This is a genomic window from Pseudomonas sp. PHC1, assembly GCF_046487845.1.
GTDB classification, from domain to species: Bacteria; Pseudomonadota; Gammaproteobacteria; order Pseudomonadales; family Pseudomonadaceae; genus Aquipseudomonas; species Aquipseudomonas sputi.
In genome coordinates this window covers 21,586-47,597 of record NZ_JBJXHJ010000032.1, presented here as the reverse complement: position 1 = coordinate 47,597, position 26,012 = coordinate 21,586, and the positions used below count along the sequence as shown (strand labels likewise).

Annotated in this window: 23 protein-coding genes; 17 read left to right on the top strand and 6 right to left on the bottom strand. The window is 61.0% G+C overall.

Going from position 1 to position 26,012, the window contains the following annotated elements; all coding sequences use genetic code 11:
• Positions 1–207: 207 nt before the first annotated feature.
• The 3 genes from ACKJSM_RS27045 (at position 208) to ACKJSM_RS27035 (ending at position 1,475) form a co-directional block, all read left to right on the top strand.
• Positions 208–552: a hypothetical protein gene (locus tag ACKJSM_RS27045; protein WP_410239369.1), complete on the top strand. Its 345-nt coding sequence runs from the start codon at positions 208–210 to the stop codon at positions 550–552.
• Between the two features lie 72 nt (positions 553–624).
• On the top strand, positions 625–1,047 hold the full coding sequence (locus tag ACKJSM_RS27040; protein WP_410239368.1) for a hypothetical protein: 423 nt from the start codon (positions 625–627) through the stop codon (positions 1,045–1,047).
• Positions 1,044–1,475 carry a hypothetical protein gene (locus ACKJSM_RS27035; RefSeq protein WP_410239367.1) on the top strand — a complete coding sequence of 144 codons (432 nt, stop codon included), beginning with the start codon at positions 1,044–1,046 and terminating at the stop codon, positions 1,473–1,475. The genes ACKJSM_RS27040 and ACKJSM_RS27035 overlap by 4 nt, the downstream gene beginning before the upstream one ends.
• A gap of 48 nt (positions 1,476–1,523) precedes the next feature.
• Here ACKJSM_RS27035 and ACKJSM_RS27030 read toward each other — a convergent pair whose 3' ends face one another.
• Complete coding sequence (locus tag ACKJSM_RS27030) at positions 1,524–2,345, bottom strand: VanW family protein (protein WP_410239370.1); 822 nt, start codon at positions 2,343–2,345, stop codon at positions 1,524–1,526.
• 244 nt (positions 2,346–2,589) lie between these two features.
• Between ACKJSM_RS27030 and ACKJSM_RS27025 the strand changes: the two genes are divergently transcribed.
• Entirely contained in the window at positions 2,590–3,411 is an 822-nt protein-coding gene (locus tag ACKJSM_RS27025; RefSeq protein WP_410239366.1) for a glycosyltransferase family 2 protein, read from the top strand.
• A 325-nt stretch (positions 3,412–3,736) separates the two neighbouring features.
• Here ACKJSM_RS27025 and ACKJSM_RS27020 read toward each other — a convergent pair whose 3' ends face one another.
• The 5 genes from ACKJSM_RS27020 to ACKJSM_RS27000 form a co-directional block, all read right to left on the bottom strand.
• Positions 3,737–4,321 (bottom strand): hypothetical protein, encoded by a 585-nt coding sequence (locus ACKJSM_RS27020; protein WP_236182363.1) that lies wholly within the window; start codon positions 4,319–4,321, stop codon positions 3,737–3,739.
• 113 nt (positions 4,322–4,434) lie between these two features.
• On the bottom strand, positions 4,435–5,502 hold the full coding sequence (locus ACKJSM_RS27015) for a lipocalin-like domain-containing protein (protein ID WP_410239365.1): 1,068 nt from the start codon (positions 5,500–5,502) through the stop codon (positions 4,435–4,437).
• Positions 5,492–7,963, bottom strand: coding sequence for an FtsX-like permease family protein (locus tag ACKJSM_RS27010; protein WP_410239364.1), 2,472 nt, complete (start codon positions 7,961–7,963; stop codon positions 5,492–5,494). The genes ACKJSM_RS27015 and ACKJSM_RS27010 overlap by 11 nt, the downstream gene beginning before the upstream one ends.
• The gene (locus ACKJSM_RS27005; protein ID WP_236182312.1) at positions 7,960–8,613 is read right to left on the bottom strand and encodes an ABC transporter ATP-binding protein; all 654 of its coding nucleotides are present in this window, start codon (positions 8,611–8,613) and stop codon (positions 7,960–7,962) included. Before ACKJSM_RS27005 ends, ACKJSM_RS27010 begins: the two co-directional genes overlap by 4 nt.
• A gap of 50 nt (positions 8,614–8,663) precedes the next feature.
• Positions 8,664–10,361, bottom strand: coding sequence for a sulfatase-like hydrolase/transferase (locus ACKJSM_RS27000; protein WP_410239363.1), 1,698 nt, complete (start codon positions 10,359–10,361; stop codon positions 8,664–8,666).
• A 390-nt stretch (positions 10,362–10,751) separates the two neighbouring features.
• Between ACKJSM_RS27000 and ACKJSM_RS26995 the strand changes: the two genes are divergently transcribed.
• The 13 genes from ACKJSM_RS26995 to ACKJSM_RS26935 are packed head-to-tail and all read left to right on the top strand — an operon-like array spanning position 10,752 to position 26,003.
• Complete coding sequence (locus tag ACKJSM_RS26995; RefSeq protein WP_236182314.1) at positions 10,752–12,104, top strand: UDP-glucose dehydrogenase family protein; 1,353 nt, start codon at positions 10,752–10,754, stop codon at positions 12,102–12,104.
• Positions 12,101–13,138, top strand: coding sequence for an NAD-dependent epimerase (locus ACKJSM_RS26990; RefSeq protein WP_236182315.1), 1,038 nt, complete (start codon positions 12,101–12,103; stop codon positions 13,136–13,138). Before ACKJSM_RS26995 ends, ACKJSM_RS26990 begins: the two co-directional genes overlap by 4 nt.
• Before the next feature lie 18 nt (positions 13,139–13,156).
• A complete protein-coding gene (locus ACKJSM_RS26985) occupies positions 13,157–13,903 on the top strand; it encodes a sugar transferase (protein WP_236182316.1) in 747 nt (248 codons plus the stop codon).
• Positions 13,903–14,550, top strand: coding sequence for a CpsD/CapB family tyrosine-protein kinase (locus tag ACKJSM_RS26980; RefSeq protein ID WP_085698620.1), 648 nt, complete (start codon positions 13,903–13,905; stop codon positions 14,548–14,550). The genes ACKJSM_RS26985 and ACKJSM_RS26980 overlap by 1 nt, the downstream gene beginning before the upstream one ends.
• Before the next feature lie 21 nt (positions 14,551–14,571).
• Complete coding sequence (locus tag ACKJSM_RS26975) at positions 14,572–15,597, top strand: polysaccharide biosynthesis/export family protein (RefSeq protein WP_410239362.1); 1,026 nt, start codon at positions 14,572–14,574, stop codon at positions 15,595–15,597.
• A 17-nt stretch (positions 15,598–15,614) separates the two neighbouring features.
• Entirely contained in the window at positions 15,615–17,207 is a 1,593-nt protein-coding gene (locus ACKJSM_RS26970) for a GumC family protein (protein WP_236182318.1), read from the top strand.
• Positions 17,208–17,242: 35 nt separating this feature from the next.
• A complete protein-coding gene (locus ACKJSM_RS26965) occupies positions 17,243–18,295 on the top strand; it encodes a glycosyltransferase family 4 protein (protein ID WP_373874341.1) in 1,053 nt (350 codons plus the stop codon).
• Positions 18,292–19,662: an O-antigen ligase family protein gene (locus tag ACKJSM_RS26960; protein WP_410239361.1), complete on the top strand. Its 1,371-nt coding sequence runs from the start codon at positions 18,292–18,294 to the stop codon at positions 19,660–19,662. The genes ACKJSM_RS26965 and ACKJSM_RS26960 overlap by 4 nt, the downstream gene beginning before the upstream one ends.
• Positions 19,659–20,627 carry a glycosyltransferase gene (locus tag ACKJSM_RS26955; protein WP_410239360.1) on the top strand — a complete coding sequence of 323 codons (969 nt, stop codon included), beginning with the start codon at positions 19,659–19,661 and terminating at the stop codon, positions 20,625–20,627. The genes ACKJSM_RS26960 and ACKJSM_RS26955 overlap by 4 nt, the downstream gene beginning before the upstream one ends.
• Positions 20,620–21,756, top strand: coding sequence for a glycosyltransferase (locus tag ACKJSM_RS26950; protein ID WP_410239359.1), 1,137 nt, complete (start codon positions 20,620–20,622; stop codon positions 21,754–21,756). Before ACKJSM_RS26955 ends, ACKJSM_RS26950 begins: the two co-directional genes overlap by 8 nt.
• 13 nt (positions 21,757–21,769) lie before the next feature.
• Positions 21,770–22,771, top strand: coding sequence for a polysaccharide deacetylase family protein (locus ACKJSM_RS26945; RefSeq protein WP_410239358.1), 1,002 nt, complete (start codon positions 21,770–21,772; stop codon positions 22,769–22,771).
• Positions 22,768–24,087 carry a lipopolysaccharide biosynthesis protein gene (locus tag ACKJSM_RS26940; protein ID WP_410239357.1) on the top strand — a complete coding sequence of 440 codons (1,320 nt, stop codon included), beginning with the start codon at positions 22,768–22,770 and terminating at the stop codon, positions 24,085–24,087. Before ACKJSM_RS26945 ends, ACKJSM_RS26940 begins: the two co-directional genes overlap by 4 nt.
• Positions 24,084–26,003, top strand: a complete 1,920-nt coding sequence (locus ACKJSM_RS26935) for a hypothetical protein (RefSeq protein ID WP_410239356.1) — start codon at positions 24,084–24,086, stop codon at positions 26,001–26,003. The genes ACKJSM_RS26940 and ACKJSM_RS26935 overlap by 4 nt, the downstream gene beginning before the upstream one ends.
• Positions 26,004–26,012: the final 9 nt, after the last annotated feature.

The following is a 26,012-nucleotide window of genomic DNA, read 5'->3' as shown; positions in this document are numbered from 1 at the left end:
CAGCGGAAAATCCATATCTCTCGCTACGTGCCATTTCTTAATCTGCTCCAATCAACGAACGAAAAGTGTACGTTGCGCTGACCGGTTGAGCCCGCCACTCTTTTCTTTACGAAAACAACATAAACCCAGAGCTATTTACGCCACCATGGACTTGCGAGTACCCGCTAGACTGAGTTCAACAAAAGAGGCCACAGAGGACACACTAACATGAGAACCCAGCTTAAATACGAACTCCATCCCCTTCGAGTCCCAAGCGGATGGACTATTACAATCAACAACCTTTTCGAGGTTGATTTCACACCAGAGACTGTCGGGTGGTTTAGTAACTCAGTTTTACTGGGTGGTGTCCGACGAACTACTGGTCACTGCTTTGACTCAAGACTTGAGCCAGATGGAGATCTTGACGGGGACTTTGTCATTGAATTCCTGACAATCAAGTACGACAACAAAGGAAAACCGATCAAAAACTCTGAGCTACCATTAGGGCAATACAGAACAAAAAGCAAAGAAGACTTTATCAAGCAGATTGAACGTTTCATGCTCGACGCTTGAAAATGCTTCCTTCTCAACCAAATGGAACTGATCTATTTTTCTTTTTTTCTGCAAAATAACAGGAATACCACGATGAGCTATTTGGAAAAAGAAATCACATCAGCACTTGAAAAAAACCATCTAAAAAACCAGCAACTCAAAGACAATGAATTAGAGAAAACAATCTCAAACATAAAAACCTGCTTCTTTTACTCCAACACAAAAACCCTTGACCCCCTCAATCTAAAATCCGTAACAAAACAACACGACCCAGACTTTTGGAAAAAAGTCGATCTTCTATACCCTTCTGAAAAACCAACATTAATAGTCCTCGACAACCAAATCCATGCTTGGACGCTTCAGTCATCATCCGATTTGAAAATATTGCTTTCAGCAACGACTGGCTTTCCATTCTGGATAACCAATACAGCCCTTAGCTTCTTAACTTATGTAGATGACCACGATTGCGTACATACAGCATCGCCTTCATTCCCTCCAGCGATTAAAAAATCATGATCTTCAAATCAGAAAACAAAATTATTGACCCAGCCTCTGTAACCTACCGCAGCCTTGGCTTCGGCGAACCTCTTTCCAACAACGCCAAAAATTATACTTTATCAATAAAAACCCACGAACTCCCCGAGCACTTTCATAAGTTAGCAAACGCATTCATCGCCGAATGCATACAAGATGATAACAAACAAGGCTACGCCGACATCCCGGAATTACGAGATTGCAACTACCCGCCATTTTCAACCCTGATAAGAAACAACCCAGACGTAACGGCAATCCTCATCAAGGACTACTTATTCTTTGAGCTGTTCTATTTGCTATTCCCATCAAAGGGAAAGCTAGAACTGGTAATAAACTCAATTTCTGAAGTTTATTATTTGGACGATACGTTTCACCTATGCGGCGAAACGTATCCCTACCGAAACCCGTAATTGCGTTATTTCCGTCACAGACTCAAAACCCTAAGGCAAAAACACAACCTACTGCTGCCTTTCAATGACTTGTTCCCCGAACTCATACTTAACCACCACCCGATTCCCATACAACTTCTCCCTCTCCACCAACGCCCCCACCTGCCCCTTCTCCCTCACCTCCCGCCAAATCTCATTCTCCCGATACACCCGCTCCCCCTCCCGCACAAACCGATGCCCCACTTCAAACACGTGATACCGATACGCCCGCTCCCGATCACACAACAATTCCCCCTCCAACTGCGTCTCCCCTACTTTCAACTTCAGCTGAAAGCTGCGATCCGTCGGGTTGTGCAGTACCAGGTCGATGTAGTTGTAGAAAATCGCCGCGCCGGAGCCGAATGGAAGGACGCGGCCGTCGTCCGGGAAGGGGTCGAAGCTGTGGTTGGCGCGTTCGATGACGACCAGAGGTGAGTGAATGGCCATCCAGTGGATGAGGTTGCTGAGTTGGCAGATGCCGCCGCCGATGCCGGTGCGGGCTTGGCCGAATGAGAGTTCCATGCCTTCGACGTAGCCGCGTTGGCGGGTCGGGCGGCCGACGAGGCGGCAGAAGGAGAAGTATTCGCCCGGAGCGATGGTGACGCCGTCGATGGCGGCGACAGCGAGTTTGAGGTTGATGACTTTGTTGTGTTGCAGCGCGAGGTCGGAGTCGCCGAGTTTGCGGATCAGTTTTGAGGTGTGTTTGAGGTAGCGGTAAGGCAGGCGCCCGGAGGTCGTGGCAGGCCGCGCGTAGCGTTTACTCGAGCAGTGCCAGGCGATGTGGCGGAACAGTCTTTTTTGCCACACGCGCAGCCAGTAAAGCGCCGGGTGGTAGAGGGAAAGTGGTTTCATCCGTGGCGAACGGCGCGGGCCGTTGTCTTCCTTGAGCTTGAAAGGGCGGCGCATCTTACCGTGGAACCGCGCTTGATCGCCAAGCGCCTCGCCTGCGTCGCAAGCCGTAACAAGTCGCCCGGCCTGGGCGCTCGGAAATTAAGCTTGAGCTAAGGTTGCGTCCCTACCATCCGGGCCACCAAGCAGCGGTTCTGTGTGCTGATTGCCGTCAGCAGAACCCTTCAACTTGAAGTGAGCCCGGATCATGAGCGCGATCGATTCAACCTCAAAACAAATGCCCGCCTTCAGTCTTGTATTGGTCAATTACAAGACGCCGGAAATAACCCGGATGTGCCTGGAGTTTCTCCAGCAATACGTCAAGGAGCATCAAATTCCGGTGTGGGTGGTGGACAACGATTCCGCCGATGAAAGCCTGATTTACTTGCGGTCTCTGGACTGGATCAACTTGATCGAGCGCCCTTCACCCGGCAAAGAGGCGGGGCATATTGCTCATGGCAAGGCACTTGATCTGGCACTTGCGAAAGTTGAAACCGATTACCTGTTTTTGCTGCACACCGATACTTTCGTTTTTGACAGCACTGTCTTTTCGATGATGATGAATGAGTGCATGCAATCTTTGGATACGGCGGCGGTCGGTTGCGTCGAGCAATTGGATCGCGGTGTTCTTAGAGACACCTGGCGTTTGTCTTCGCGTTATTTCAAACACTATTTCCGCCGGGCAAAACAGCATTTCGGGTTGCCGTCCCGAGAGCCAAAACCCTACCGGGAAACTCACCTGAAAAGCTTCTGCACCTTGTGGAATGCACGCCTGATCAAGGCTCATGGACTACATTTTTCGATGGACGACCGGGTCCCGGGATACACGCTGCAGGATCGTTTAAGCAGCCTTGGCTACGGCATCAAATGCCTCTCGCCGCGGACAATCTTTCGCTACCTGGATCACATCCAGGCCGGCACCGTAGCCGCTATCGGTGGATATGGCACGCAACACCGCCGCACCACCATGTATCAGGAAACGCTCAAGCGCCTTCAGTTACAACAGGGCATGCGACCCGCCAAATCGTAAGACAATAAAAAAGGGCGACTTCAAAGTCGCCCTTTTGGCATCTGAATTCTTGGGCCTCCACTCCGAGGAGGTGTTCGCCCAGTGTAATGGCCTGGCAATCCATGCACCGGTAAAGAGCCCTGACACTGGGCGAACGCGAAGGATTTTAATGGAAACTGGCGGATATGTCGTCCTGCTTCAACATGAAATTTATGTACTGAAAAGTTAAATAAAATATTCGTCGATATTTCCCGACAAACTTTCTGACATCCCCCCCTCGAATACTTCATATGACTGTTCTCATACAATTGTTCGTACAAGAACAGCCGTTTTGTAGAGTTAATACTCAACTTTCATGCTGACTGGTCACTTTTAATACATCGGTGTAAGTGACCACAACGCTTTGCCCGACTTTCAAATCTTTCAGTTTGGCCTGAATCTCAGGCTTTTCGACGTTGAGGGTTTTCGACTGGCCTGAAGGGTTTTCCAGGGTGACCTGGTTTGTCGCCAAATCAATTTTGGTGATTTTCAACTGGACCTGAACCTGGCGGAAAGCCTCTCCACCGGGGTTGCTGCTGCCCACGGCGTTGCGCAGTTCACCGGTACGCTCGGTAGAGCCTGGCAGACCTTTATCCACGTCGGTGTCCAGATAAGCGGCGACCGAACGTGTCACCTCGATCTTGACCAGATCGCCCACCTTGAGATTTCCGAGGTTTTTCGCCTTGTCGCTGAGCTGAATGTGCACTTGGCGACCTTCTGCGCCTTCCAGGACCACCTGATGATTGGCCGGGTCAACCGCCAGCACTTTGGTGGTGACCCGGTCCGCCTCGACCGCGGCCGACAGCGGGATATCGGCGGCCATCGCCGAAAGGCTGGCAGCAGAAAAGACAGTGGCAAGTGCAATGGCGTGCGTCAGTGCTTTGAGCTTCATAAGCGGTACTTTCCCTGTGATGGATGGCAGCGCACGGCACCGAATGGGTCTCGGCAGCGTGCGTGCCAAGGAGCATAGACGCTGATCGGCCGTTGCTCCTCGATCCGGGTCAATCAGTACCCGGTCATCTCCAGATACCCCTGCCCGCTCCGGTTGCCGCTCAGGCGCACCGGCCCTTCCCAATACGGAATGCGCAGGTTCATCCAGGCATCGGGGTTGATTGCATCAAGGGTGATCTGCAGGTTTTTCTGCGGAATGTCGATTGACCAGCGCACCGGCATTGGACGGCCGGCGACCTTCGCAGTGCCTTGCGGGGTCAGCTTGATCTGTTCGGCGTGCAGGGTTTCGGTCTGGCCATCGGCGGCAATCCACGTGCCGGTCAGGTACGGCGCACCTTCCTTCTGGCGCATGCGGTACAGCATGACGTGTTCACCGCCGTCCAGATGCAGGGAGAACCAGTCCCAGCCCGTCTGGTTGGCGGTCAGCGGCTGGCTGCTCCATTCGCGGTCGAGCCACGCGGGGCCGTTGACGGTGTAGGTCTGGCCGTCGATCTGCAGGGTGCCGCTGGCCTGGAAGAACGGCTGGCTGTAGTAATACGACGCCTGGCCATGTTCGGATTTCTGGCTGAAGCCCTTGTCGCCCTGCAGCACCAGCGGGCGGCTGGAGGTCAGGCGCAGTTGGTAGCTGAAGTTCTTGTCCTGGGCGCTGAGTAGCATGTCGCTCAGCGGATCGCTCGCCTGACTGACAAAGCGCCAGTCATCGATCCATGCCTCGAACGGCGCCGCACGCACCCCGGCCTGGCCGACGCCGCCACGGGCGTAACGCTCGGCGGCATGGTGGACGCTGGCCGAGGTCACTGCCGCGTGCCCGAGCCAGATCGTCTGGTTGGCCCAGCCCGGTTGCTGCGGCGAGGCGTTCAGGGCGCTGCGGAATAACGTCCACTGCACGCCGAAATCGTTGCCCTGGGCATCCTTGAGATTCGCCGTCACGTACCACCATTCGATGCGAAAACCGTCATGGGCACCGTGATCCGCCGGGAAGCTGAACACCCGCCCCGGCACCACCGGCGTAAACGCCTGCGCTTGAGCGCCCATCCCGGCGAAGCCCTTCTGCTCCGGTGCCGGGTTGTCGCAACCACCGAGCAATAACGCCAGAAACGCCAGCGCAAACCTAATCCTCATGGGCAAACGTCCTCAACAAGTCCGCCGGTTGCGTGCGGTACAGCGAATACAGCGGCCACGCCGAGGCCAGCAAGGTCGCCAGCAGCGCCAGCCCCATCAGTTGCAGCAACTGCCATGGAAACACCCGCAGCGGCAGACGCCAGCCAAAAGCCTGCACGTTGATCACCGCGTCCAGGCACCACGCCAGGCCGATGCCCAGCGGCAACGCCAACACCAGCGTCAGCAGCGCCAACAGCCAGGTTTGCCCGAGATTGAGCAGCATCAATTGCCGCCGCGTCACGCCCAGAGCCCACAACGGTGCGAGCTGACCGAGACGGCTCTGGCTCTGGGTCAGCAGGCTGATGAACAGCGCCACGCCAGCGACGGCCAATGTAAGGCTGTTCAGGGCGGCGGTCGCGGCGAAGGTGCGTTCGAAGACTTGCACCGACCAGCCCTTGAGTCGCGCCTGATCGACGATGCGGCTGTCATCAAGCTGAAAGCGTGCCTGCAAAGCCGTGAGCAGCGCCGGGATGTTCGGCGGGTCGATGCGCAGGTTGAAGCGGTTCGGCGTCAGTTGCGGCCAGCCGCGCAACAGGTGATTGCTGTTGACCAGCACATGGCCCTTGGGGTTGCCGTAATCGGCGTAGATCCCGACGATGCGCGGCGACCACGACCCGCCCGGCGTGGGAATCGTCAGGTGATCGCCCGGCGCCACTTTCAAGCGACGCGCCAGTTGCTCGCTGAGCATCACTGCATCGTCCTTGGCCAGCGCCGCCCACGGATCATCGCCCCGCGCTTCGAGCAGCGGCCAGTGCTGGCGATAGTGCGGATGATCAATGATGCCGAACACGTCCGCCGGCCAGCCTTGCAGCGTCACCGAAACCTGCCAGTTGGGCATGATCGCCGTGACGTTCGGTTGCTGTTTGAGCCAGGTGGACAGCTCTCGCGCCTGCGCCGGGTTGCTCGGGTTCAGATAGAGCTCGGCGGTGAGCCGTTGTTCGAGCCAGTCATTGAAGGTCTGGCGGAAACCGGCGGTCATGCTGCCGGCGCCGATGTTCGCCGCCATCGCCAGCAGCAACGCCATCAACGCCAGGCTCAACGCCGGCAATTGCTGGCGGCAATCGGCGAGAAACCACTGCCCGAGCACCGAGCGGCTACGCCCGAGCAAACCGTTGAGCAGCGCGCTGAGCAACACCGGCAACGCCAGCGCGGCGCCGAGCAACAGCCCCGCCATCAACACAAAACCGCTGGCCAGGCTGTTGCCCCACACCAGCGCGGCCAAGGCAATCACTGCACACACGCCGGCCACCCAACCCTGACGCCGCAACCAGCGCGCATGTTGCTGATGCCAGGCCTGTGGATCCGCCACCGCCAGCAACGGCAGACGCGCCGCCCGCAACAAGCTGTTGGCCCCGGCCAGCAACGCGCCGAGCAGGCTCAAGCCGATGCCGCTGAACCACCACCACGGACTCAGACGCAACTGCCCCGCCACTTCCGCGCCGTACAGACCGCGCAGGCTGGCGGCGACATCCGGCAACAGCATGCTCGCCAGCCAATAACCGCTGACCACGCCGAACAGCCCGCCGATCAACGCCAACGCGCCGAGCTCGACGATCAGGCAAGCGATCAACATTCGCGCGCTGACACCACAGGCCCTCAGCGTGCGCAGCAGTCCCCGGCGTTGCTCCAACGCCAGACCGATGGCCGCGTGGACAATGAACAAGCCGACAATAAACGAGAGGAACCCGAGCGCATCGAGGTTGAGGTGGAAGCTTTCGGTCAGTCGCGCCAGGTTGTTTTCCTCGCCACTGCTCTTGAGCTGCAGCTGGCCTTTGAACGCGGCCGGCACCTCGGCGTGAAAATCCTTCGGCAGCAGCAGACGCGACAGTTGATCGGGTTGTTCGAGCACGCGTTGAGCGACGCCAATGTCCACCAGCAGCACGCCGGGGGCCATGTCGGTTTGCGCTCGCAGCGGCGGCAACGTCTGGCCGGTTTCGGTAGCCGGCGTCGCGCCCTCGGCGAGGTTCAACGCACGCAACGTCTCGGGAGAAATCCAGGTGCTGCCCGGCGGGGTGAAGAATTCGACGACGCGTTCAATCGGCATCGCCTGCCCGGCCACTGCGCTGTCGCCGGGCAACGACACCGGTTCGATGCCCATCAATTGCAGGCGCTGGTTCTCGTGGCCCTTGAGCATCAGGCGCCCTTGCAGCACCGGCGACACCGGCCAGCCCAGGCGCCGCAGGTCAACAAACCATTGTTGCGGGAACGTCGCGCCGTTCGGCGTACTGAGGCTGGCTTGGGGCTCGCCGCCGATCATTTGGCTGGCCCGAGCGTAACTGTCCCGCGCCTGACTGTTGAGGGCTTCGACTCCGGTCAACAGGCTGGTGGCCAGCCATAGTCCGGTCAGCACACTGAAAAACTGCACCGGATGGCGTCGCCAGTGACTGAGCAGCGCCATCAGCGCATGGCGGAAAACCTTCACGTCAATCGTCCGTTGGACAGCACCACCCGCTCGGCCAGCCGTGCCGCCACCCGCTGACTGTGGGTGACCATCAGCAAGGTGGTCGGGGTGTCGTCGAGCAATTCCAGCAACAGCCGCAGCACTTCGTCGCTGGTGGCTTCGTCGAGGCTGCCGGTGGGCTCGTCGGCCAGCAGCAATTTCGGTTGCGCGGCCAGCGCCCGACCGAGCGCGACCCGTTGTTGCTGGCCGCCGGAGAGTTGTTCGGGATAGCGCTTGAGCAGTTCGCTCAGCCCCAGACGCTGCACCAGGTGATGCTGCCAGCGCGGGTCATGCCGCCCGGCCAGCCGCGCCTGAAACGCCAGGTTGTCCTCGATCCGCAGGCTGCCGATCAGGTTGTACTGCTGAAACACCAGACCGATTTCGGTGCGCCGCCAGTTGGCCAGTTGCGCCTCGTTCATCCGGTCCAGTCGATGCTCGCCGCTGCTGATGCTGCCGCTGTCGACTTTGTCGAGCCCGGCGATCAGGTGCAGCAGCGTGCTCTTGCCGCTGCCCGACTCGCCCATCAGCGCCAGGCTGCTGCCGGGCTTGAGCGTCAGGTCGATGCCTTGCAGCACCGGCAACGAGCCTTGCGGGGTGAGGTAGCTTTTGAAGACGTTGTGAACCTGGAGCATGCCGCCATCCGATCGATCCGTGTCGGCCAAGGATAGCGGATACCGACGCGTTACTGCCCCACCGCCACACTCGTCGGCGCTTCACCCGGCGTCACGATGCTGTTCAGGTCGATGTGTTTCCACTCGGGCTTGGCCCCCAGCCGCGCGTTGAAGCGGTAGTTGAAGGTGAATTCATCCGCCGTCGCCACGCTCAGCGGTTTGCCGTACACCGCTTCGATTCCCGGCAGGTCGTAGCCCATCAACTGCAACAGGGTCGGGAAGATGTTGTAGTGACTGGAGCGATCCTTGTTCGCCGCCAGTTGCGCCGACCAGTCCAACGTGTGCAACTGATCGCCCTGAATCACCACCAGCGGCACCAGCCCTTCTTCCTCCACCGGATCGCCGCCGCAGTGGGTGTTGAGTCCCGGATTGCCGCGTTCGTGCAAATCCTGGCCGTGATCCGAGGTGTAGATCAGCAGCGCATTGTTCAGGTTGGCCTGGGCAAATACCCGCGAGAAGAACTCGCCGACATTCCACAGCAAGGTGTTCTTGTAGGCATTGCGATACAGCACCCAGTCATCCGGCTGGCCGTTGAAGCCGGTACGTTCACCGGTGTCGGCGACTTCGGTGAACTGCCCGCGCGGCAAGGTCGGGCGGTAGGCCATGAAGGCGTCCGGGTATTTGTCGTGCACCGGGAAGTGCGCGCCGACCTTGTTGATCAGCACCAGCTCCGGCCTGTCGTCGTTGAGCAGCTCGATCAACTTGGCGGCGGCGGCCATGTCGCGGTCGCGCACGCTGGTCTGGTCGAATTGCACGAATTCGTCGATGTCCTTTTTTTCGGCATCGTTCATCAGGTTCTGCAGGTTGCCGCCAGTGCGCTGAGCGTCGATGTAGACCGTGCGCAGGCCGGCCTTTTTGGCGTACTGCCAGATCGACGGGAACGTGCTGTTGATCCGCATGTAGTCAGCGCGGGTGCCGCCGTAGCGCAGGGTGATGTTGGTGTCGGCGCTGCAATTGGCGATGGACGCCGCGTAGCCGTAATTGAAGATCTCGACGCCCGGACGGGCCTGCTTGAGGTTGCTGTGCACGCCGAACGGCGCGTTGATGTCCAGGTAATTGCCGGAAATGCTCTCGTCGATGATCAGCACGACGTCGTGGCCGACCGCCGGGCCGTTACGTGCGAGGGTCACCGGCTCACGCGGGCCGACGGTGTTGTGCAGCGCTTCGTAGCCGAACAGGTTCAGATAGGCCAGCGGCGTGTACATGATCGGCAACCCGCGCGCGCCCTCCCCGGCGCGTACGAACAGCACGACGCTGAGCAGCAACACGCCACACACCGGCGCAGCGATCCGCCAGGCATTGGGTAGCGGGATCGCGTGCCGAGGCTTGAGACCGATCCCGAACAACAGCAACAACCCGTTGAGCAGCCCGTGGATGATCGCCCCCCGGTATTGATACGCCGCTTCCTGGATGAAGCCGCCGGAGTACACCAGCGAAACGAAACTGCTGTAGGTCAGGTAATCGGCGGTCACCCTCGTATAAACATCAAAGAACACCGCCGAGACAAACAGGGTTAATGCGAACACATGCCGAATGATAGTCTGACGTATATAGGCAGTTAGTAATAACGCACCTGTAAGCGTCAAAAACATCGCGCCAAAAAGAAGTACTGCCAGCCCCATACCCATCGCATTTAAACGATCGAGGTAATATTCGGAATAAAGCAATAGATAAATAATTAAAAGCAGTTCTTTGAAATATCGAAACATGGCGATTCCGGGTGCGTCCGACGAGACGTTGTCAAAGGTTTGTCGGTCAAAATCTGACACTAGCACCGGGCCATCAAAGCGCAAGAAATGTCGGACATTATCAAAAAGCGTCAAAAAACCGCTGACTCAAATCTGACACACCCAAGTCGTTAAAACCCTTGAATTTCGCGGCCTACGACCGTTTATCGCTTTCTTGAAAATGGGAAAAACACGTCAAGAACGGGACAAATCCAACTACAGCAAGCACTTGATGGCCTTTCGCCCCCAGAAATGGGGGTGTTATACCCCTGCAACATGTCATTTTGCTGACACGCTTTTCCCACATTGCGCTATACCCCTTTTGACAGTTCCATTTTGATCTTCCATCACCGTCTTACGAGGCACGCCAATATGGACGTGAGCGTATTTGGTACGGGCTATGTTGGCCTGATACAAGCAGCCGCACTTGCCGATGTTGGACATCGCGTATTGTGCGTTGATATTGACCCGAACAAGATTAAACAACTGCAACAGGCGGTACCGCCTATTAGCGAACCGGGTCTTTCGGCAACTTTGGAAGAAAACATCAAGGCCGGGCGTTTGTTGTTCAGTACCCAGGCCAGTGATGCGGTGGAACATGCCGGACTGATCTTCATTGCCGTGGGCACGCCGGCCGACGAAGACGGCTCCGCCGACCTCAGCCATGTGCTCAACGTGGCGCGGCAGATCGCCAGCTTCATGGAGGATGATCGCACGCTGATCATCAAGTCCACGGTGCCGGTCGGCACGGCGGATCAGGTGCTGCACACCGCTGAAGAAGAACTGCAGCGGCGCGGCAAAAGTGGTCTGGCGGTGCGTGTGGTGTCCAACCCGGAATTTCTCAAGGAAGGCAGCGCCCTCGCCGACTGCATGCGTCCGGACCGGATCATCGTCGGCACCCGCGACGAGCTGGCCCGCGAGCAGATGAGCGAGCTGTACGCGCCCTTCTGCCGCAACCACGAAAAACTGATGTTCATGGACAACCGCAGCGCCGAGCTGACCAAGTACGCAGCCAACGCGATGCTCGCCACCCGCATCAGCTTCATGAACGAGCTGGCCAACCTCACCGAACTGCTCGGTGCCGATATCGAAGCGGTGCGCAAGGGCATCGGCTCCGACCCGCGCATCGGCTATCACTTCATCTACCCCGGCTGCGGCTTTGGCGGCTCATGCTTTCCCAAGGACCTGCGCGCCCTGCTGCACACCGCCGAACACAACGGCATGCCGCTGAAACTGCTGCGCAGCGTCACCGACGTCAACGACGCGCAACGGCACATTCTGTTCAGCAAACTCAGGGCGCAATTCCCTCAGGGGCTGGCCGGCAAGTCCATCGCGATCTGGGGTCTGGCGTTCAAGCCGAACACCGACGACATGCGTGAAGCCCCGAGTCGTTACCTGATGGATGCGCTGTGGGCCGAAGGCGCCAGCGTGCAGGCCTACGATCCGGAAGCGATGTCCGAGTGCCGGCGCCTTTACGGTTACCGCAATGACCTGCACCTGTGCGCCACCCGCGACGACACCCTGGAGGATGCCGACGCGCTGGTGATCTGCACCGAGTGGAAGAATTTCCGCGTGGTGGATTTCGAGCTGCTGGCCAGCAAGCTGCGCTCCAAAGTCATCATCGACGGCCGCAACCTCTACAACCCGGAACAAGTGGCAGCCGCCGGCCTGCACTACAGCGGCATCGGTCTGCGCCATATCGCGCCCGACGGGTTGCGGCCATGAAAATCCTCGTCACCGGTGCGGCCGGGTTCATTGGTGCTCATGGCGTGCTGCGGCTGGTGCGCGACGGGCATCAGGTGATCGGCCTGGACAATTTCAACGGCTACTACGATCCGCAGCTCAAGCACGATCGGGTGGACTGGGTGCGCGAACAGATTGGCGATTTCCAGCTCGCCACGATTGATCTGGCGGATGCGTCGGCTCTGGAAGCCCTGTTCGTCCGCGAACGGCCGCAAGTCGTGGTCCACCTCGCGGCGCAGGCCGGGGTGCGCTATTCGCTGGAAAATCCACGGGCCTACCTGGACAGCAACCTCGACGGTTTCCTGAACGTGCTGGAGTGCTGCCGCCGGCACCCGGTCGAGCACCTGATCTACGCCTCGTCCAGTTCGGTGTACGGCGCCAACCAGCGCACGCCCTACTCGGTACAGGATGGCGTCAATCACCCGCTGTCGCTGTACGCCGCGACCAAGAAAGCCAATGAACTGATGGCCCACAGTTACAGCCACCTGTTCGGCATCCCTTGCACCGGACTGCGGTTTTTCACGGTGTACGGGCCCTGGGGCCGGCCGGACATGTCGCCGATCCAGTTCGCCAAAGCCATCAGCGAAGGCTCACCGCTGAAGCTGTTCAACTACGGCGAGCATCAGCGCGATTTCACCTACATCGACGACATCATCGAAAGCATCGCACGCCTGATCGAGCGGGCGCCCCGGGCCAATCCCGAGTGGAACCGCGAGCAACCCGACCCGGCCAGCAGCATGGCCCCGTGGCGTTTGTTCAACATCGGTGGCCAGCATCCGGTGGCGCTGAAAACCTACCTCGCCCTCCTGGAAAAACACCTCGGTCAGAAAGCCGTGGTGGAGTTGCTGCCGCTTCAACCGGGCGACGTACTCAATACCTGCGCCGAGGCCAGCGATCTGGCCCAGGCCACCGGGTTCCAGCCCCTGATCGAGCTGGATGAGGGACTGGGGCGATTCATCGCCTGGTTCCGCGATTACTACCCCACTGCCTATCGCCCACGCGCCGCTCGCGGCTGAACATCAGCGGAGGACTCCATGACTGGACATGAGAAAGGTGTACCGATCCAACAATTGGTGCGGGACAAACGCATGGATCCGGAACAGCGAATGCGCCTGGACGCGGCGATCCACCGTCAGGGCCAAGGCTGGATGACCGGTCGCGACGGCGGTCGGCCGTGGCAACTGTCGCGCACCAATCGGGTGGTCGCCTGTCTCGGCGCACTGATGATTCTGCTGATGATTTCGCCGCTGCTGATCGGTCTGGCGCTGGCCATCAAGTTCACCAGCAAGGGCCCGGTGATGTTCGTGCAGAAACGCACCGGTTATCGCGGGCGCAAGTTCGGCATGTACAAGTTCCGGACCATGGTCGCCAACGCCGAAGAGCTCAAGGAGTCGCTGCGCCACCTGAACAAGCACGGTGCCGACGCCATCGACTTCAAGATCGACCAGGACCCGCGCATCACCGGGATCGGCGGTTTCCTGCGGCGCACCAGCCTCGACGAACTGCCCAACCTGATCAACGTCGTGACCGGCGACATGCGCCTGGTCGGCCCTCGTCCGACCTCGTTCAACGCCTACCGCTACAAGGACAATCACCTCGCGCGTCTGGCGATCTACCCCGGCATGACCGGCCTGTGGCAGATCTCCGGACGCAGCAATATCGACTTCGACCAGCGCGTTGAGTTGGACCTCAGCTACATCGCCGAGCAGAGCCTTCTGCTTGATCTGAAGATCCTGTTGAAAACCCCCTTTAAAGTATTCAGCGGCCACGGAGCAAGCTAATGGACGGTTCAACCAACAAAAGCCTGAGCATTGCCAGCCCCAGCGAGTCGAACCTGACCTCGACCGTGCTGGACCTGGATCTGCGGATCCTGTTCCTGACCGCCGCCAACCCCGGCGCCGGCACCACCACCAGCGCCCTGGCGCTGGCCAGTCAACTGGCGCAGATGAGCAGCGGCCAGGTGCTGTACGTCGACGCCAGCCAGTCGGCGAGCAACCTGACCCAGCAACTGAACCTGAGCAAGGAGCGCGGCCTGCGCGACCTGCTGTTCAACCCGGACAACCCGCCGCTGTTGCAGGACTGCGTGGTGCAGGTGTCGAGCCTGCCGTTTCACGTACTGCCCAACGGCCGGCCGATCCGCACCATGGAACACCTGACCGCCGAGCGCCTGAGCCCGTTGCTCGATCAACTGGGCAGCCAGTACCGCTTTGTGGTGATCGACGGCGACGCGGTGTATTCAGCCGCCGACACGCTGGTCATCAGCACCCAGGTCGACGGCGTGGTGTTCGTGGTACGCGCCGAAGACACGCGCTGGGAAGTCGCCCAGGCAGCCGTGCAACGGTTGACCCAGGCCGGGGCGAAAGTGGTCGGCAGCGTGTTCAACCGACGTAAGTACTACATGCCCAAATGGCTCTACAAAAACCTGTAAGCAACCGCAAAGGATGACGCCATGAACGCCAGGATTCTTGTGCTGCTGATGCTGCCGCTTGCAGGCTGCTCGAGCACCTCCGAAACCCAGAACATGCCGGTGAACATTCTCACCGCCACCCCGGCCAACGCCCAGGCCACCGACATGCCGAAGATCGAGCAGACCCTGCGCCCGCAGGATGTGCTGGACGTGATCTTCCACATCAGCACCAGCGGCTCGGACGCCTACCGCGTGCAGTCGGGTGACCAGATCGGCCTGAACTTCACCGCCGCCAGCCAGCTCAACGGTAATCAACTGGTGCTGCCGGACGGCACCATCGAACTGCCGGGCGCCAACACCTCGGTGAAAATCGCCGGGCTGACCAGCGATGAAGCGCGCCAGGAAATCCAGCGCGCCTATCAACGCAAACAGCTGTTCCAGCCCAACCGCAATCAGTTGACGGTGCAGATCATCAGTCCGCTGACCAACGAGCAGAACCTGAAAAACGCCCTCAACCACCCGGCCACCGGCATGAGCCGCGAGATCACCGTCGGCACCGACGGCTACGCGAGCTTCCCGGAAATCGGCGCCGTGCCGCTGCAAGGCATGACCGTCAACCAGCTCGAAGCCTTCCTCAACAAGAAGTACGCGCAACTGCCGGGACGCATGACCGTGGACGTGCTGCTCAAGTCCACCGCCGGCAATGAAATCTATGTGTTGGGTGAAGTCGGCCAGCCGGGATCCTACCCGATCCGCCGGCCGGTGTCGGTGCTGGAGGCGCTGACCCTGGCGCGTGGCACCAACGTCAAGGCGCGGCTCGATTCGGTGGTGATCATGCGCCGCAACGGCAATCAGGTGCAGGCCGTGCGCTACGACGTCGAGAAAGCGTTGTCGGGCGAGGCGCCGCAAATCGCCTACCTGCAACCGGACGACATGCTGTACGTGCCGAAAACCAAACTGGCCAGCGCCGGCGAACTCGCCAGGCAACTGGCCGACGTGGTGCTGTTCCAGGGCGTGGGCTTCAGCTTCGGCTATCGCGTCGACAACAAAGACAGCAACAACAACTGACTCTCAGGTGACCGATCATGAATCCAAAGGAAAACTACCTGCATGAGTTCTTCAGGATCTTCTTCGCCAACAAGCAGTTGGTGAAACGAGTGTTCCTGATCTTCGCAGTGATCGCGCTGGTGCTGCCGCTGCTGCTCAAACAGAGCTTCGATATCACCGCTCAGGTGATCGTGCAGTCGAAAAAACTGTCGCAGGGCGACGCCACCACGTCGCTGACTGTGGACAACGCCACCTTCATCCCGCCATCGCTGGCGGACATGGAAACCGAGAGCAACATCCTGCGTTCGCCGGCGCTGATCCGTCAGACCATCAGCGAACTGCGCGACAAGGGCGAATACACGCCTTCACCGGGCATGTTCAGCAAACTGGTGAGCGAGCCGTTCAAGCGCTACGTCAGCTCGCCGCTGCGCCTGTACGTGATCAACCCCCTGCGCAACGCCCTGGGGCTTGAGACCGATCCGGTGCGCGACACCGCGCTCGATGCGCTGACCCAGGACGCGATAGACAGCCTGAAGATCGAGACCCTGCCCGGCTCCAACGTGATTTCGATCGTCTACAGCTTCCCCGATCCGCATCAAGGCACGAGCTTCGTCTCTGCCCTGCTGCAAAACTATCTGGTGAGCCGTCAGGCGCTGCAATCGATCGAGCTGCCGCAGTCGTTCTACGAAACCAAGAAACATCAGTATCAGGTGCGTCTCGATGGCCTGGAAGGCAATCGCCAGGCGTTGCTGGAAAGTGTCGGCGCATCGGATCCGAAGGAGGAAATCACCTTCCGCCTCAACGCGATCAACACCGAAGAGCAGGCGCTGAACCTGTATCGCGACCGTCTGCTGCAAAGCCAGCGCTGGCTCGAGTACCTGAAGACCGCGCTGGCCGCCGCCAGTAACAGCAAACTCAACGACTACACCTTCCCCTACACCTTCACCACCACCGTCGACAACGTGGCGTTCGAGGATCGGGAAATCAAACAGATGGGCGAGCAACTGACCACTCAGGTCAGCCGCTACATGAACGACCTGGCCGTGTTCCAGCCAAGCAGTGAACCGATGTTGCTGACCCGCGAGCAGATTGCCCGCACCCGTCAGCAGTTCCTCAAGGTGGTGAGCAACCGCATCCAGGAACGTACCAACGATCTGGCGGTGGTCCAGCAGGTGATCAATCAGAAAACCGCGCGCATCGCCGAGTTCAAGAGCCGTATCCAGGAATTGCAGCAAACCCAGAGCAAACTGCGGCAGATGGACACCGAGATCGATGCCCTGCACGCCGCGTTCTCGACCTATGCCCAGCGTTTTGCTGAAAGCAGCACCACCCGTTCGCTGAACGATGACTTGTCCAACGCCCGGGTGTTGAGCCCGCCGTTCGAGCCGACCGAAGCGGCGTTTCCCAAGCCGATGCTGATCATTCCGTTCGGGCTGTTCACCGGTTTGCTGTTGGCGATTGCATTGGTCTACGTGCGTGAGTTCTTCGATCACCGCTTCAAACACCCGGCGCAAATCAGCCACGAACTGGGCCTGCCGGTGCTGCTGGTGATCAACGACCAGAACGCCCAGCCGAGCAACCCGCACAAGAACTGGACCGTGCCAAGCTTCATGTACTGGGTGCGCAATTGAACACGCCGTCCGCCCCGAACGCCGCCCTGCCGATCATGCATTTGCTCAGCAGCGGTGGCTTCTACGGGGCCGAGCGCATGTTGCTCGATCATTGCCTGGCGACACCGGGGCAGCACCAGGTGCTGTTCCTCGATGCGCCGCCGGAACTGATCGCGCGCTTTCGCGAGGCCGGGGTCGACGCACAAGGCTGCGCAGGGCTCGCTGCCCTGCTGCGGCACTTGCGTCAGCGCCGGGGCGAGCGTCCGTTGATCAATACCCACAATTTCAAGGGGCTGTTGTTCGGCTGGGTCGGCGCCACGCTGCTGCGCCTGCCGCTGGTCATCACCCAGCACGGCTTCACCCCGCGCAGCCGCAAGCAGAAGTTCTACACCTGGCTGAGCCTGCAACTGTGCCGCACGGCGTCGGTGGATCGGGTGGTGTGTGTCGCCGAAAGCATCGCGCTGTTGCACCGTCAGGCCAGCGTACGCGCGGAGAAGTTGCAGGTGATCCCCAACGGATTGCCGGCAGCGGCCGCCCTGCCTTGCGAGGCACCAGGACCACGCTGGCTCGCCGGATATGTCGGGCGCTTGAGCAGTGAGAAAGGCCCGGATCTGTTTCTCGACGCGCTGATCCCGCTGTGTCACCAGCATCCGCAACTCGACGCGGTGATGCTCGGCGACGGCCCGGAACGCGAAGACTTGCAGGCGCGGATCGACGCCGCCGGTTTGCAGCAGCGTATCCGTCTGCCGGGTTACCAGACCGACATGCGCCCCTGGTGGCAGCAACTCGATGCGCTGGTGATCAGCTCGCGCACCGAAGGCACGCCGATGATCCTGCTGGAAGCGATGCAGGCCGGAGTGCCGGTGGTGGCATTCGGCGTCGGCGGGATTCCCGATGTGCTGGAGAACCGCCACAACGGTTTGCTTGCGGCCCCCACCGACAGCAATGCCCTCGCCCGCCAGCTCGATACCTTGCTGTCCGAGCCCGGGTTGGCGCGGCAACTGCGCGACAACGCAAAACGCACGCAACAGGACCGCTACGACCTCAAGGCCCTGGCCGAACGCTGGTCGCAGTTGTACATCCGCACGGCACGGGAGGCACGCGCATGATTTTTCCGCTCTCGATCGTCAGCCTGCTGGGGCTGGCCTGCATCGCTCTGCTGGCCAGCCCCTGGCCCTATCTGGCGCCGGGCGCAGTGCTCGGTCTGGTGGGGTTCGCGGTGTTGTACCGCAAACCGACCTGGGGCCTGCTCGGCATCGTCGCCCTGGTGCCGTTCGAAGGTTTCTTCAAGGACAACCCGCTGTCGGGCAGCAAACTGATCGGTGCTTCGCTGGCGGTGATCCTGATGCTGCAACTGGCGATGCATCAGATTCCCTCGGATCGCCTGCGCAGCAATATCTGGCGTTTCCTGATCGCCTTCATGGTTCTGTACTTTCTGAGCCTGCTCAACACCGATGACATGGGCATGTCGCTCGGTCATCTGCGGGAAATCAGCGTCGGCCTGATTCTGTTTGTCATCACCCTGCTGATCGGCCGCGAGCTGAACCTGGACCTGTTCGCCCGGCTGGTGACCCTGGCGGTCAGCACGACCTGCGCCATGGCCATGTTCTCTACCAAATTCCAGGATCAGGGCCGCGCCGCCGGCCTGCTCGAAGACCCCAACGCCTTCGCCCTGCTGATCGCGTTCGCCATTCCACTGGCGTTGCTGCTGGTGATCCGCAGCCCGAACCTGCTGCATCGGCTGTTCTGGGGCGGTTGCTGCCTGCTGTTGCTCGGCGGCATGACCAAGACCGAATCGCGCTCCGGGCTGGTGGTGCTGGCCCTGAGTCTGGTGATCGGTTGCTGGCACTACCGCGCGCAACTGGCACGGATTCGCCCGCGTCACCTGGGCTTTGCCATGCTTGGCGCGGCGATCGTGATACCGCTGGCGATCTATGCGATGCCCGCCGGTTACATCGCCCGCATCCAGTCCCTCAGCGTGTTGAGCGCCGGTGCCAAGGGGCACAACGACGAATCCCTCGGCCGCCGCGCCTCGTACATCGTGGTCGGCAGCCAGATGATCCGCGAAAACCCGCTGCTCGGCTCCGGCCCCGGCACCTTCCCGCTGCACTACGCCACCACCGGTTACGCCAAAGCGTTTTCCGCCAACCGCAAAGTCGGCGACCTGTACCGCCGGGCGCATAACACCTACCTGGAAATCTTCAGCGAACTGGGGGTGCCCGCCGGCCTGATGTTTGTCGGCATGCTTGGATTGGGCCTGTACAACCTGGCGCGGGCGCGCAAGGCGTGGATGTTGCGGCGTGACTGGCAGCAGGCGGATCTGATGACCCATCTGGGGGTGAGTTTTCTGTCGCTGACGCTGTTCCTGATGTTCCTCAGCGCGCCGAACCAGAAATACCTGTGGATCATGCTCGCCATGACCTGCGTCCTGCGCCTCAAAGCCGAGCAGGCACCGATGACGGAGGCCAGGGCATGAGCCGGATCAGTATCGTCATTCCGATGTACAACGAGGCCCGGCACATCGGCCGCACCTTGCTGGCCGCGCAAAAAGCGGCGCACGCGGCGGATGTCGAGTGTGAACTGATCGTCGTCGACAACGGTTCGAGTGACGAAGGACCGCAGATCGCCCGGCAGTTCGGCGCCCACGTACTGGTGATGCCGGGCCTGTTGATCGGTGCGCTGCGCAATCGCGGCACGGCCATTGCCACCGGGGAATGGCTGGCGTTCATCGACGCCGACGTCGAAATGCCCGAAGACTGGCTGCTGCCGTTGTTCGACATCGAAGCCAGCGGCCAGGCCGACGTCTTCGGTCTCGATCTGCACACCCCCGCCGCTGCGCCGTGGTACGCCACTGCCTGGCAGCGCCGGACCCTGCGCCCGACCACCCACACCAGCCATGTTGTCGACTGGCTGCCCAGCGCCAACCTGTTGCTGCGCCGGCGCTGGTTCGACAAGGTCGGCGGTTTCAACGAAACCCTGCGCACCGGCGAAGACAAGGAATTCACCCTGCGCCTGCGCGAGCACGGCGCCCGACTGCTGTCGATCAATGAACACGTCGCGCTGCACTGGGGTTACGAAATGAACTGGCGCGAGTGGATGGGCAAGGAACTGTGGCGCCAGGGCAGTCATCTGCAACTGCTGCGCAGCCACGGTTTCAGCCTGCGCCTGCTGCGATTTCCAATGTTGTCGATCTTCGTCTGGATTCTCGATTTCCTGGCGATATCCGCCCTGCTCGACGGCTTTCCCCATCATGCCGTGATCATGGTGATGCTGACCCTGGTGCCGGGGCTGGTGCTCAGCGTGCGCCAGAGCGCCAGGCACCGCAACGTCTGCCTGACCCTGCAACTGTGGGGCCTGCACTGGCTGCGTCTGCATCTGGCGGGCGCGGCGTTCATTCTCAGTCTGTGTCATTGGAACGCCAGGAGGCCTGCCCGTGGCTGAATTCATTTTCTGGATGTGCCTGCTGCTGCCGGCGTACGCCTACGTCGGCTATCCACTGCTGCTGACGCTGCTCGCGCCGCTGTTTCCGGCGTGGCGCCACAGCCCGGCCCCGCCGCTGAACATCAGCATCGTCATCGCCGCCCACAACGAAGCGCGGCACATCGAACACAAGCTGCGCTCGCTGCTGTCCCAGGATTATCAGCCGACGACCCTGCAAATCATTTTGGCCAGCGACGGTTCCACCGACGACACCGTGGCCTGCGCGCACAAGGTCGTTGACCCGCGAATCACCGTGCTCGACCTGCCCCGCCAGGGCAAGGCGGCGACGCTGAATGCCGGCGCGGCGTTGGCCACCGGCGACATTCTGGTGTTCACCGACGCCGACAACCAATGGTCGCGGGAAACCCTCGGCAACCTGCTGGCGCCCCTGAGCGACCCGCAGGTCGGCGCCTGTGCCGGACACATGGTGATCCCGGTCACCGGTGGCGGACTGAGCATCGGCGACAGCCTTTATCGGCACTACGAGGGCTGGTTGCGCCGGGTCGAGAATCGCACCGGGTGCATGGTCTCCGCCGACGGCGCCCTGCTTGCCCTGCGCCGCGAGTTGTTCGAGAACGTACCGGCCGAGGTCAATGACGACTTCTTCATCAGCACCTGTGCGCCGGTGAAGTTCAAGCGCATCGTCTACGTGCCCGAAGCGCAAGTGATCGACCACGGCGTGGACGAAGCGGACAAGCAATTCCGCCGGCGCCAGCGGGTCACCGTCGGCGGCCTGCAAAGCCTGGCGCAACGCAGCGAGCTGCTCAATCCGTTCAAGCATGGGCTGTATGCGATTGCGTTGATCAGTCACAAGTTGATCCGGCGCCTGGCGCCGATCCTGTTGCTGCCGCTGCTGCTGAGCAACTTCTGGCTGTGGGAAGAGCACGGTTTCTATCGCCTGAGCCTGATCGCCCAACTGATCGGCTACGCCATCGCAATCGCCGGCCTGCTGGATGCACAACACCGCTTGCCCAAGCCGTTCCGCCTTGCGGCGTTCCTGCTGGTGACACTGGCGGGCATGAGCATCGGCTTGTGGCAGTTCCTGCGCGGCCAGCGTTATGCCCAGTGGAACCCTGACCAAAACCGTTGAGAGGGACAGAGCCATGGCGATCAAACAACTGATTAAACGCACCAGCGGCTGGCTCTATCTCAACTCGTCCGTGGGGCGACACCAGTTGCACGGCGCCGGTGTGATCCTGATGTTGCACCGGGTGCTGTCCAATGACCGCGCCGCCGACCTGCCGCACCGCAACGAACTGTGCGTCGGGCCCAAGGCCTTTGAGCATTTGCTGGTGTGGCTGCGCAAGCATTTCGATTGCGTGCCGCTGATGGAGATCCTGCAGCCCAACGCCTTGCGCAGCGAGCGCCCGCAGGTGGCGCTGACCTTCGACGACGGCTGGCGCGACAACGCCGCCAACGCCTTCGCGCTGCTGCAGAAACATCAGGTGCCGGCGAGCATTTTTCTCTCCACCGATTTCATCGGCAGCCGTCAGCGTTTCTGGTGGGAAAGCATCGGTGAAACCCTGTGGGGCAGCCATGGCGAAAAAGCCCGCACGCACTTGATCGAGTGTCTGCGTTCGGTGGGGCAGCCGTTGCCGGTGCTGTTGGACGACATTGATGTGGATCGTCGCAGTCTGACCTTGTTGCATTACCTGCAAAGCCTGAAGGCGCTCGACCCGATGATGCTCGAACACCTGACCGACGAATGTCCGCAGGAGTCATTGCCGCAAGCGCTGGACTGGCATCAAGTGCGGGCGATGGAAGCTTCGGGGCTGGTGCGTTTCGGCCCTCACGGCGCCAGTCACGCGATCCTCACGGGCCTGAACGATGTGCGTCTGAGCGAAGAAATCAGCCGCAGCCGCGATGCTCTTCAAAACGGCTGCAACCGGCCGCTGCCGGTGTATTGCTACCCCAACGGCGACAACGATGAACGCGTGCGCGAACAGATCGCCAATCACGACTACCCCTTCGCGCTCGGCACCGGCACCGGCCTCTATCGCGACACCGGCGATCCGCTGAATCTGCCGCGCTTCGGTGTCAGCCAGCGCACCGCACGCAACCCGCAACTGCTGTCGTGGCGGATCTATCGCGGGGCACGGCCATGAGTCGAGGCAATTACCTCAAGCACCTGGCGCTGAGCATGGGCACCAAACTGGCGATGATCGCCCTGCGCCTGCTGAGGAATGTGCTGCTGGCGCGGATCCTCGGGCCCAGCGAACGGGGCCTGTTCGCCCTGCTCAGCACCCTGCCGGATCTGATCAGCGCGGCCACCAGCGGCGGGTTGAACTCGGCGGTCGGTTATCAGGCCGCCAAGCAACGACCGATGGGCTTGTTGCTCGCGCAAGTGTTGGTGTTCGGCTGCTTGCTGGCGGGTCTGTTGACCTTGCTGGTGGTGGCACTGGTGCGCGAATTCGGCAGCGAACTGGACGTGACCATGCAGCTCGGTCTGCTGGCGTGGCTGTTGCTGCTGGCGGTGCCGCTGACCGTGCTCAAAAGCGGTCTGCTGACCTTGCACAATGCGTCCGGCGGCGTGGTCGCGTTCAATGCCTTGCGACTGGTGGAATCCCTGGCGCCGCTGCTGCTGTTTCTCGCCCTGTTCTGGATGTGGAAAGAAGCGGCGCTTGAAGCGGCGCTGATCAGTTGGCTGGCCGGCATCAGTCTGGTGGTGCTGGTCGGCTGGCTGTGGCTCAAACGCGCGCAGCCGTTGCAGCTGCAATGGGATCGCGCCAGCCAGAACGAATTGCTGCGTTTCAGTGCGCGCAGTCACCCGGATCTGCTGTTCCAGCAAGTGATCCTGCGTTCCGATTACCTGTTCATCGGTGCCCTGCTGGGCAGCACTGCCCTCGGGCATTACGCGATGGCCAGCGCCGCCGCCGAGTTGCTGCTGATCGTTCCGGAAGCGGTGACCACGCCGCTGATGAAGCGCCTGCTGCAGCAGGACGAAGGCATGGACAAGGTCACCCCGCTGGCCCTGCGCCTGACCGCCACGGTGATGCTCGGCGCCTGCCTGACCATGGCCGTGATCGGCGAATGGCTGATTGTCATCCTGTTCGGCGTCGCCTACCAGCCGGCGTATCCAGCGCTGCTGGCATTGCTGCCGGGGCTGCTGGGCCTGTGTTACGCGAGCATCCTGCGCCTGGATCTGATCGGCAAGAACCGCCCCGGCACGGTGTCGCTGCTGATGGGGCTTGGTGCGCTGCTCAACCTCGCGCTGAACCTGCTGCTGATTCCGGCCTACGGCATCGTCGGCGCCGCGGCGGCATCGTCGATTGCCTATCTGGCGGTGACCGTGGCGATGCTGGTGTTGTACTGCCGGTTGAGCGGCGTGGCGTTCTGGCAAACCCTGATCATTCTGCCCAGCGACCTCACGCCGATGTGGCTGATGTTGCAACGACGCTTTTTACAACGGAAATCGGCATGAAAGGCCTGTCCCTGCTGTTCGGTCTCGGCCTGTCGCTGGACGCCCTCGCGGCGTCGATGCGCTGGGGCGACATTCGCGACGGCAGCCTGTACCTGCAAGCCGATCATCCCGACACAGTGACCGTGCGCTGGGCGCCGGCGTGGCAGGCAGAGGCCAACGAAGAGCACATTTACCTGCTCGACGGCCGGGGGCGATTGCAGGGCGAGCGCTTCATCAAGGCCAGTGAAACCCGTGGCAGCCAGAGCTGGCCGTTGGCGCCGGGCGCCGCGAGTTATCAGCTGGAAATCCCCGGCTACAGCTTCCGCAGTTACCGGGTCGAACACGACGAAAACACCGTGGCGCTGTTCGCCCCGGCCAAAGTGCATTTCAGCGCGGAAACCCGTAACGGCGATGAACTGTATTTCAAGGTCGCCGCCGGTGAGCACGCGATACTGGCGGGCAAGTTTCACGGCGGGGTCAGCGCCCTGCAGGTGCAACGGGTCGGCGACGGGCAGCCACTGACATTGGCGCTCAAACCCTATCGCGCCTATTGGCGGTTCGATCAGCTCGCGTTGCCCGTCAGTCAGCGCGAGCAGGTCTGGCGCCTGCGTCTGCAAGGCAGCGGCAAAGCGGCGTTCTGGCTCGACGGCACGGCCAATCTGTTCGCGCAGAATCCGCAACAGCTCAAACCGCTGCGTGAAGACGACGGCCAGACGCACCTGACCCTGCACGACAAAGTCCTGGGGCGCACCCCGGATCTGGGCATCGCCCTGCCCTACGTGATGCCGCCGCCCGCCAGCCATCCGCTGCTCGACGCACTGAAACCGACGGCCGCCAGTTACTACAGTTTTGTCGACGTGACGGCAAAAAATCCGCAGTTCGAAGATGCATTTCGCCAGGTTTATCAGGATCGCTTCGGCATTCGTCAGGACATCACCCTGCTCGCTGGCAGTCAGCGTCAGGCCGATCTGCGCGCCGACGTGCAAAGCAACAACGGCCTCGACGCCTGGCTCGCCGGCACCCGGGCGCTGGGCGGCAAAGGCACGCACTACATCGGGTTCGCCGACGAGCCCAACCTGAACTATTCGAGCTACGAGCAATACCGTTCGATCTTCACCAGCATGGCCCGGCAAGTGCGCAGCGATCCGGCCAATGCCAGGGCCGGCGTGCGCATCGCGATGCCGGCCAGTTCGCGGCTGGTCAATGGCCCCTTCGCCGACAATGCAGCCAGCAAGCGCGGCATCGACTGGGCCCGGCGCCTGCTCGGTGAATCCGCCGAACAGGTCGATGCGCTGGCCTGGCACGAATGGATGATTCGCGACCTGCTCGCCACCCGCGTATACCGCGACAGCGTGCGGCGGGCGGCGGAGCTGGTCGGCCTCGACGCCCGCGGCCAGCCGCGCAAGGCCTTGCTGCTGGATCAGACCAACCTGTCCAGCGGTTCAAGCCTGAGCCCCTACGATCAGGAAACCCATTTCACTTCACTGTGGTGGGCCTCGGTGGTGATCAACGCCTCCCAGGACGGTTTGCTGACCATGCTCAACTGGTTCCAGGCCGCCGATGAGCCGCAGTACCCCAAAGGCATGTTGCGGGTGCTGGGCGATGATCGCTTCGAGTTGAAGCCGGTGGGTCTGGCCCAGCAGTTCATCCAGCAGCACTGGTTGCACAACGTGTTGTGGCTGGAGAACGATGCGTTCGAAGTCGATGTGCTGGCGATGGCCGGCGACGATCAACGCGGACTGCTCGGTGTGAACAAAGGCACGCGTTTGCAGCATGTCGACCTGGCGGGCGCCAGATGCCCGATGAACAACGGCGCGCTGCGTTATTTCGGCGCCGACAACCGCAGCCGCGACGCGCCGTTTCGCTGTCAGGACGGCCGCGTGCGCTTCGAACTGCCGGGACAGACCCTGTTTGCCCTGCGCTGGAACGCCTCATGACCGCCCTGT

Bases quoted from the DNA above. Each gene is read 5' to 3' on its own strand.
- ACKJSM_RS27045 (WP_410239369.1), top strand. From the start codon at position 208: ATGAGAACCCAGCTTAAATACGAACTCCATCCCCTTCGAGTCCCAAGC.
- ACKJSM_RS27040 (WP_410239368.1), top strand. From the start codon at position 625: ATGAGCTATTTGGAAAAAGAAATCACATCAGCACTTGAAAAAAACCAT.
- ACKJSM_RS27035 (WP_410239367.1), top strand. From the start codon at position 1,044: ATGATCTTCAAATCAGAAAACAAAATTATTGACCCAGCCTCTGTAACC.
- ACKJSM_RS27030 (WP_410239370.1), bottom strand. From the start codon at position 2,345: ATGAAACCACTTTCCCTCTACCACCCGGCGCTTTACTGGCTGCGCGTG.
- ACKJSM_RS27025 (WP_410239366.1), top strand. From the start codon at position 2,590: ATGAGCGCGATCGATTCAACCTCAAAACAAATGCCCGCCTTCAGTCTT.
- ACKJSM_RS27020 (WP_236182363.1), bottom strand. From the start codon at position 4,321: ATGAAGCTCAAAGCACTGACGCACGCCATTGCACTTGCCACTGTCTTT.
- ACKJSM_RS27015 (WP_410239365.1), bottom strand. From the start codon at position 5,502: ATGAGGATTAGGTTTGCGCTGGCGTTTCTGGCGTTATTGCTCGGTGGT.
- ACKJSM_RS27005 (WP_236182312.1), bottom strand. From the start codon at position 8,613: ATGCTCCAGGTTCACAACGTCTTCAAAAGCTACCTCACCCCGCAAGGC.
- ACKJSM_RS27000 (WP_410239363.1), bottom strand. From the start codon at position 10,361: ATGTTTCGATATTTCAAAGAACTGCTTTTAATTATTTATCTATTGCTT.
- ACKJSM_RS26995 (WP_236182314.1), top strand. From the start codon at position 10,752: ATGGACGTGAGCGTATTTGGTACGGGCTATGTTGGCCTGATACAAGCA.
- ACKJSM_RS26990 (WP_236182315.1), top strand. From the start codon at position 12,101: ATGAAAATCCTCGTCACCGGTGCGGCCGGGTTCATTGGTGCTCATGGC.
- ACKJSM_RS26985 (WP_236182316.1), top strand. From the start codon at position 13,157: ATGACTGGACATGAGAAAGGTGTACCGATCCAACAATTGGTGCGGGAC.
- ACKJSM_RS26980 (WP_085698620.1), top strand. From the start codon at position 13,903: ATGGACGGTTCAACCAACAAAAGCCTGAGCATTGCCAGCCCCAGCGAG.
- ACKJSM_RS26975 (WP_410239362.1), top strand. From the start codon at position 14,572: ATGAACGCCAGGATTCTTGTGCTGCTGATGCTGCCGCTTGCAGGCTGC.
- ACKJSM_RS26970 (WP_236182318.1), top strand. From the start codon at position 15,615: ATGAATCCAAAGGAAAACTACCTGCATGAGTTCTTCAGGATCTTCTTC.
- ACKJSM_RS26965 (WP_373874341.1), top strand. From the start codon at position 17,243: ATGCATTTGCTCAGCAGCGGTGGCTTCTACGGGGCCGAGCGCATGTTG.
- ACKJSM_RS26960 (WP_410239361.1), top strand. From the start codon at position 18,292: ATGATTTTTCCGCTCTCGATCGTCAGCCTGCTGGGGCTGGCCTGCATC.
- ACKJSM_RS26955 (WP_410239360.1), top strand. From the start codon at position 19,659: ATGAGCCGGATCAGTATCGTCATTCCGATGTACAACGAGGCCCGGCAC.
- ACKJSM_RS26945 (WP_410239358.1), top strand. From the start codon at position 21,770: ATGGCGATCAAACAACTGATTAAACGCACCAGCGGCTGGCTCTATCTC.
- ACKJSM_RS26940 (WP_410239357.1), top strand. From the start codon at position 22,768: ATGAGTCGAGGCAATTACCTCAAGCACCTGGCGCTGAGCATGGGCACC.
- ACKJSM_RS26935 (WP_410239356.1), top strand. From the start codon at position 24,084: ATGAAAGGCCTGTCCCTGCTGTTCGGTCTCGGCCTGTCGCTGGACGCC.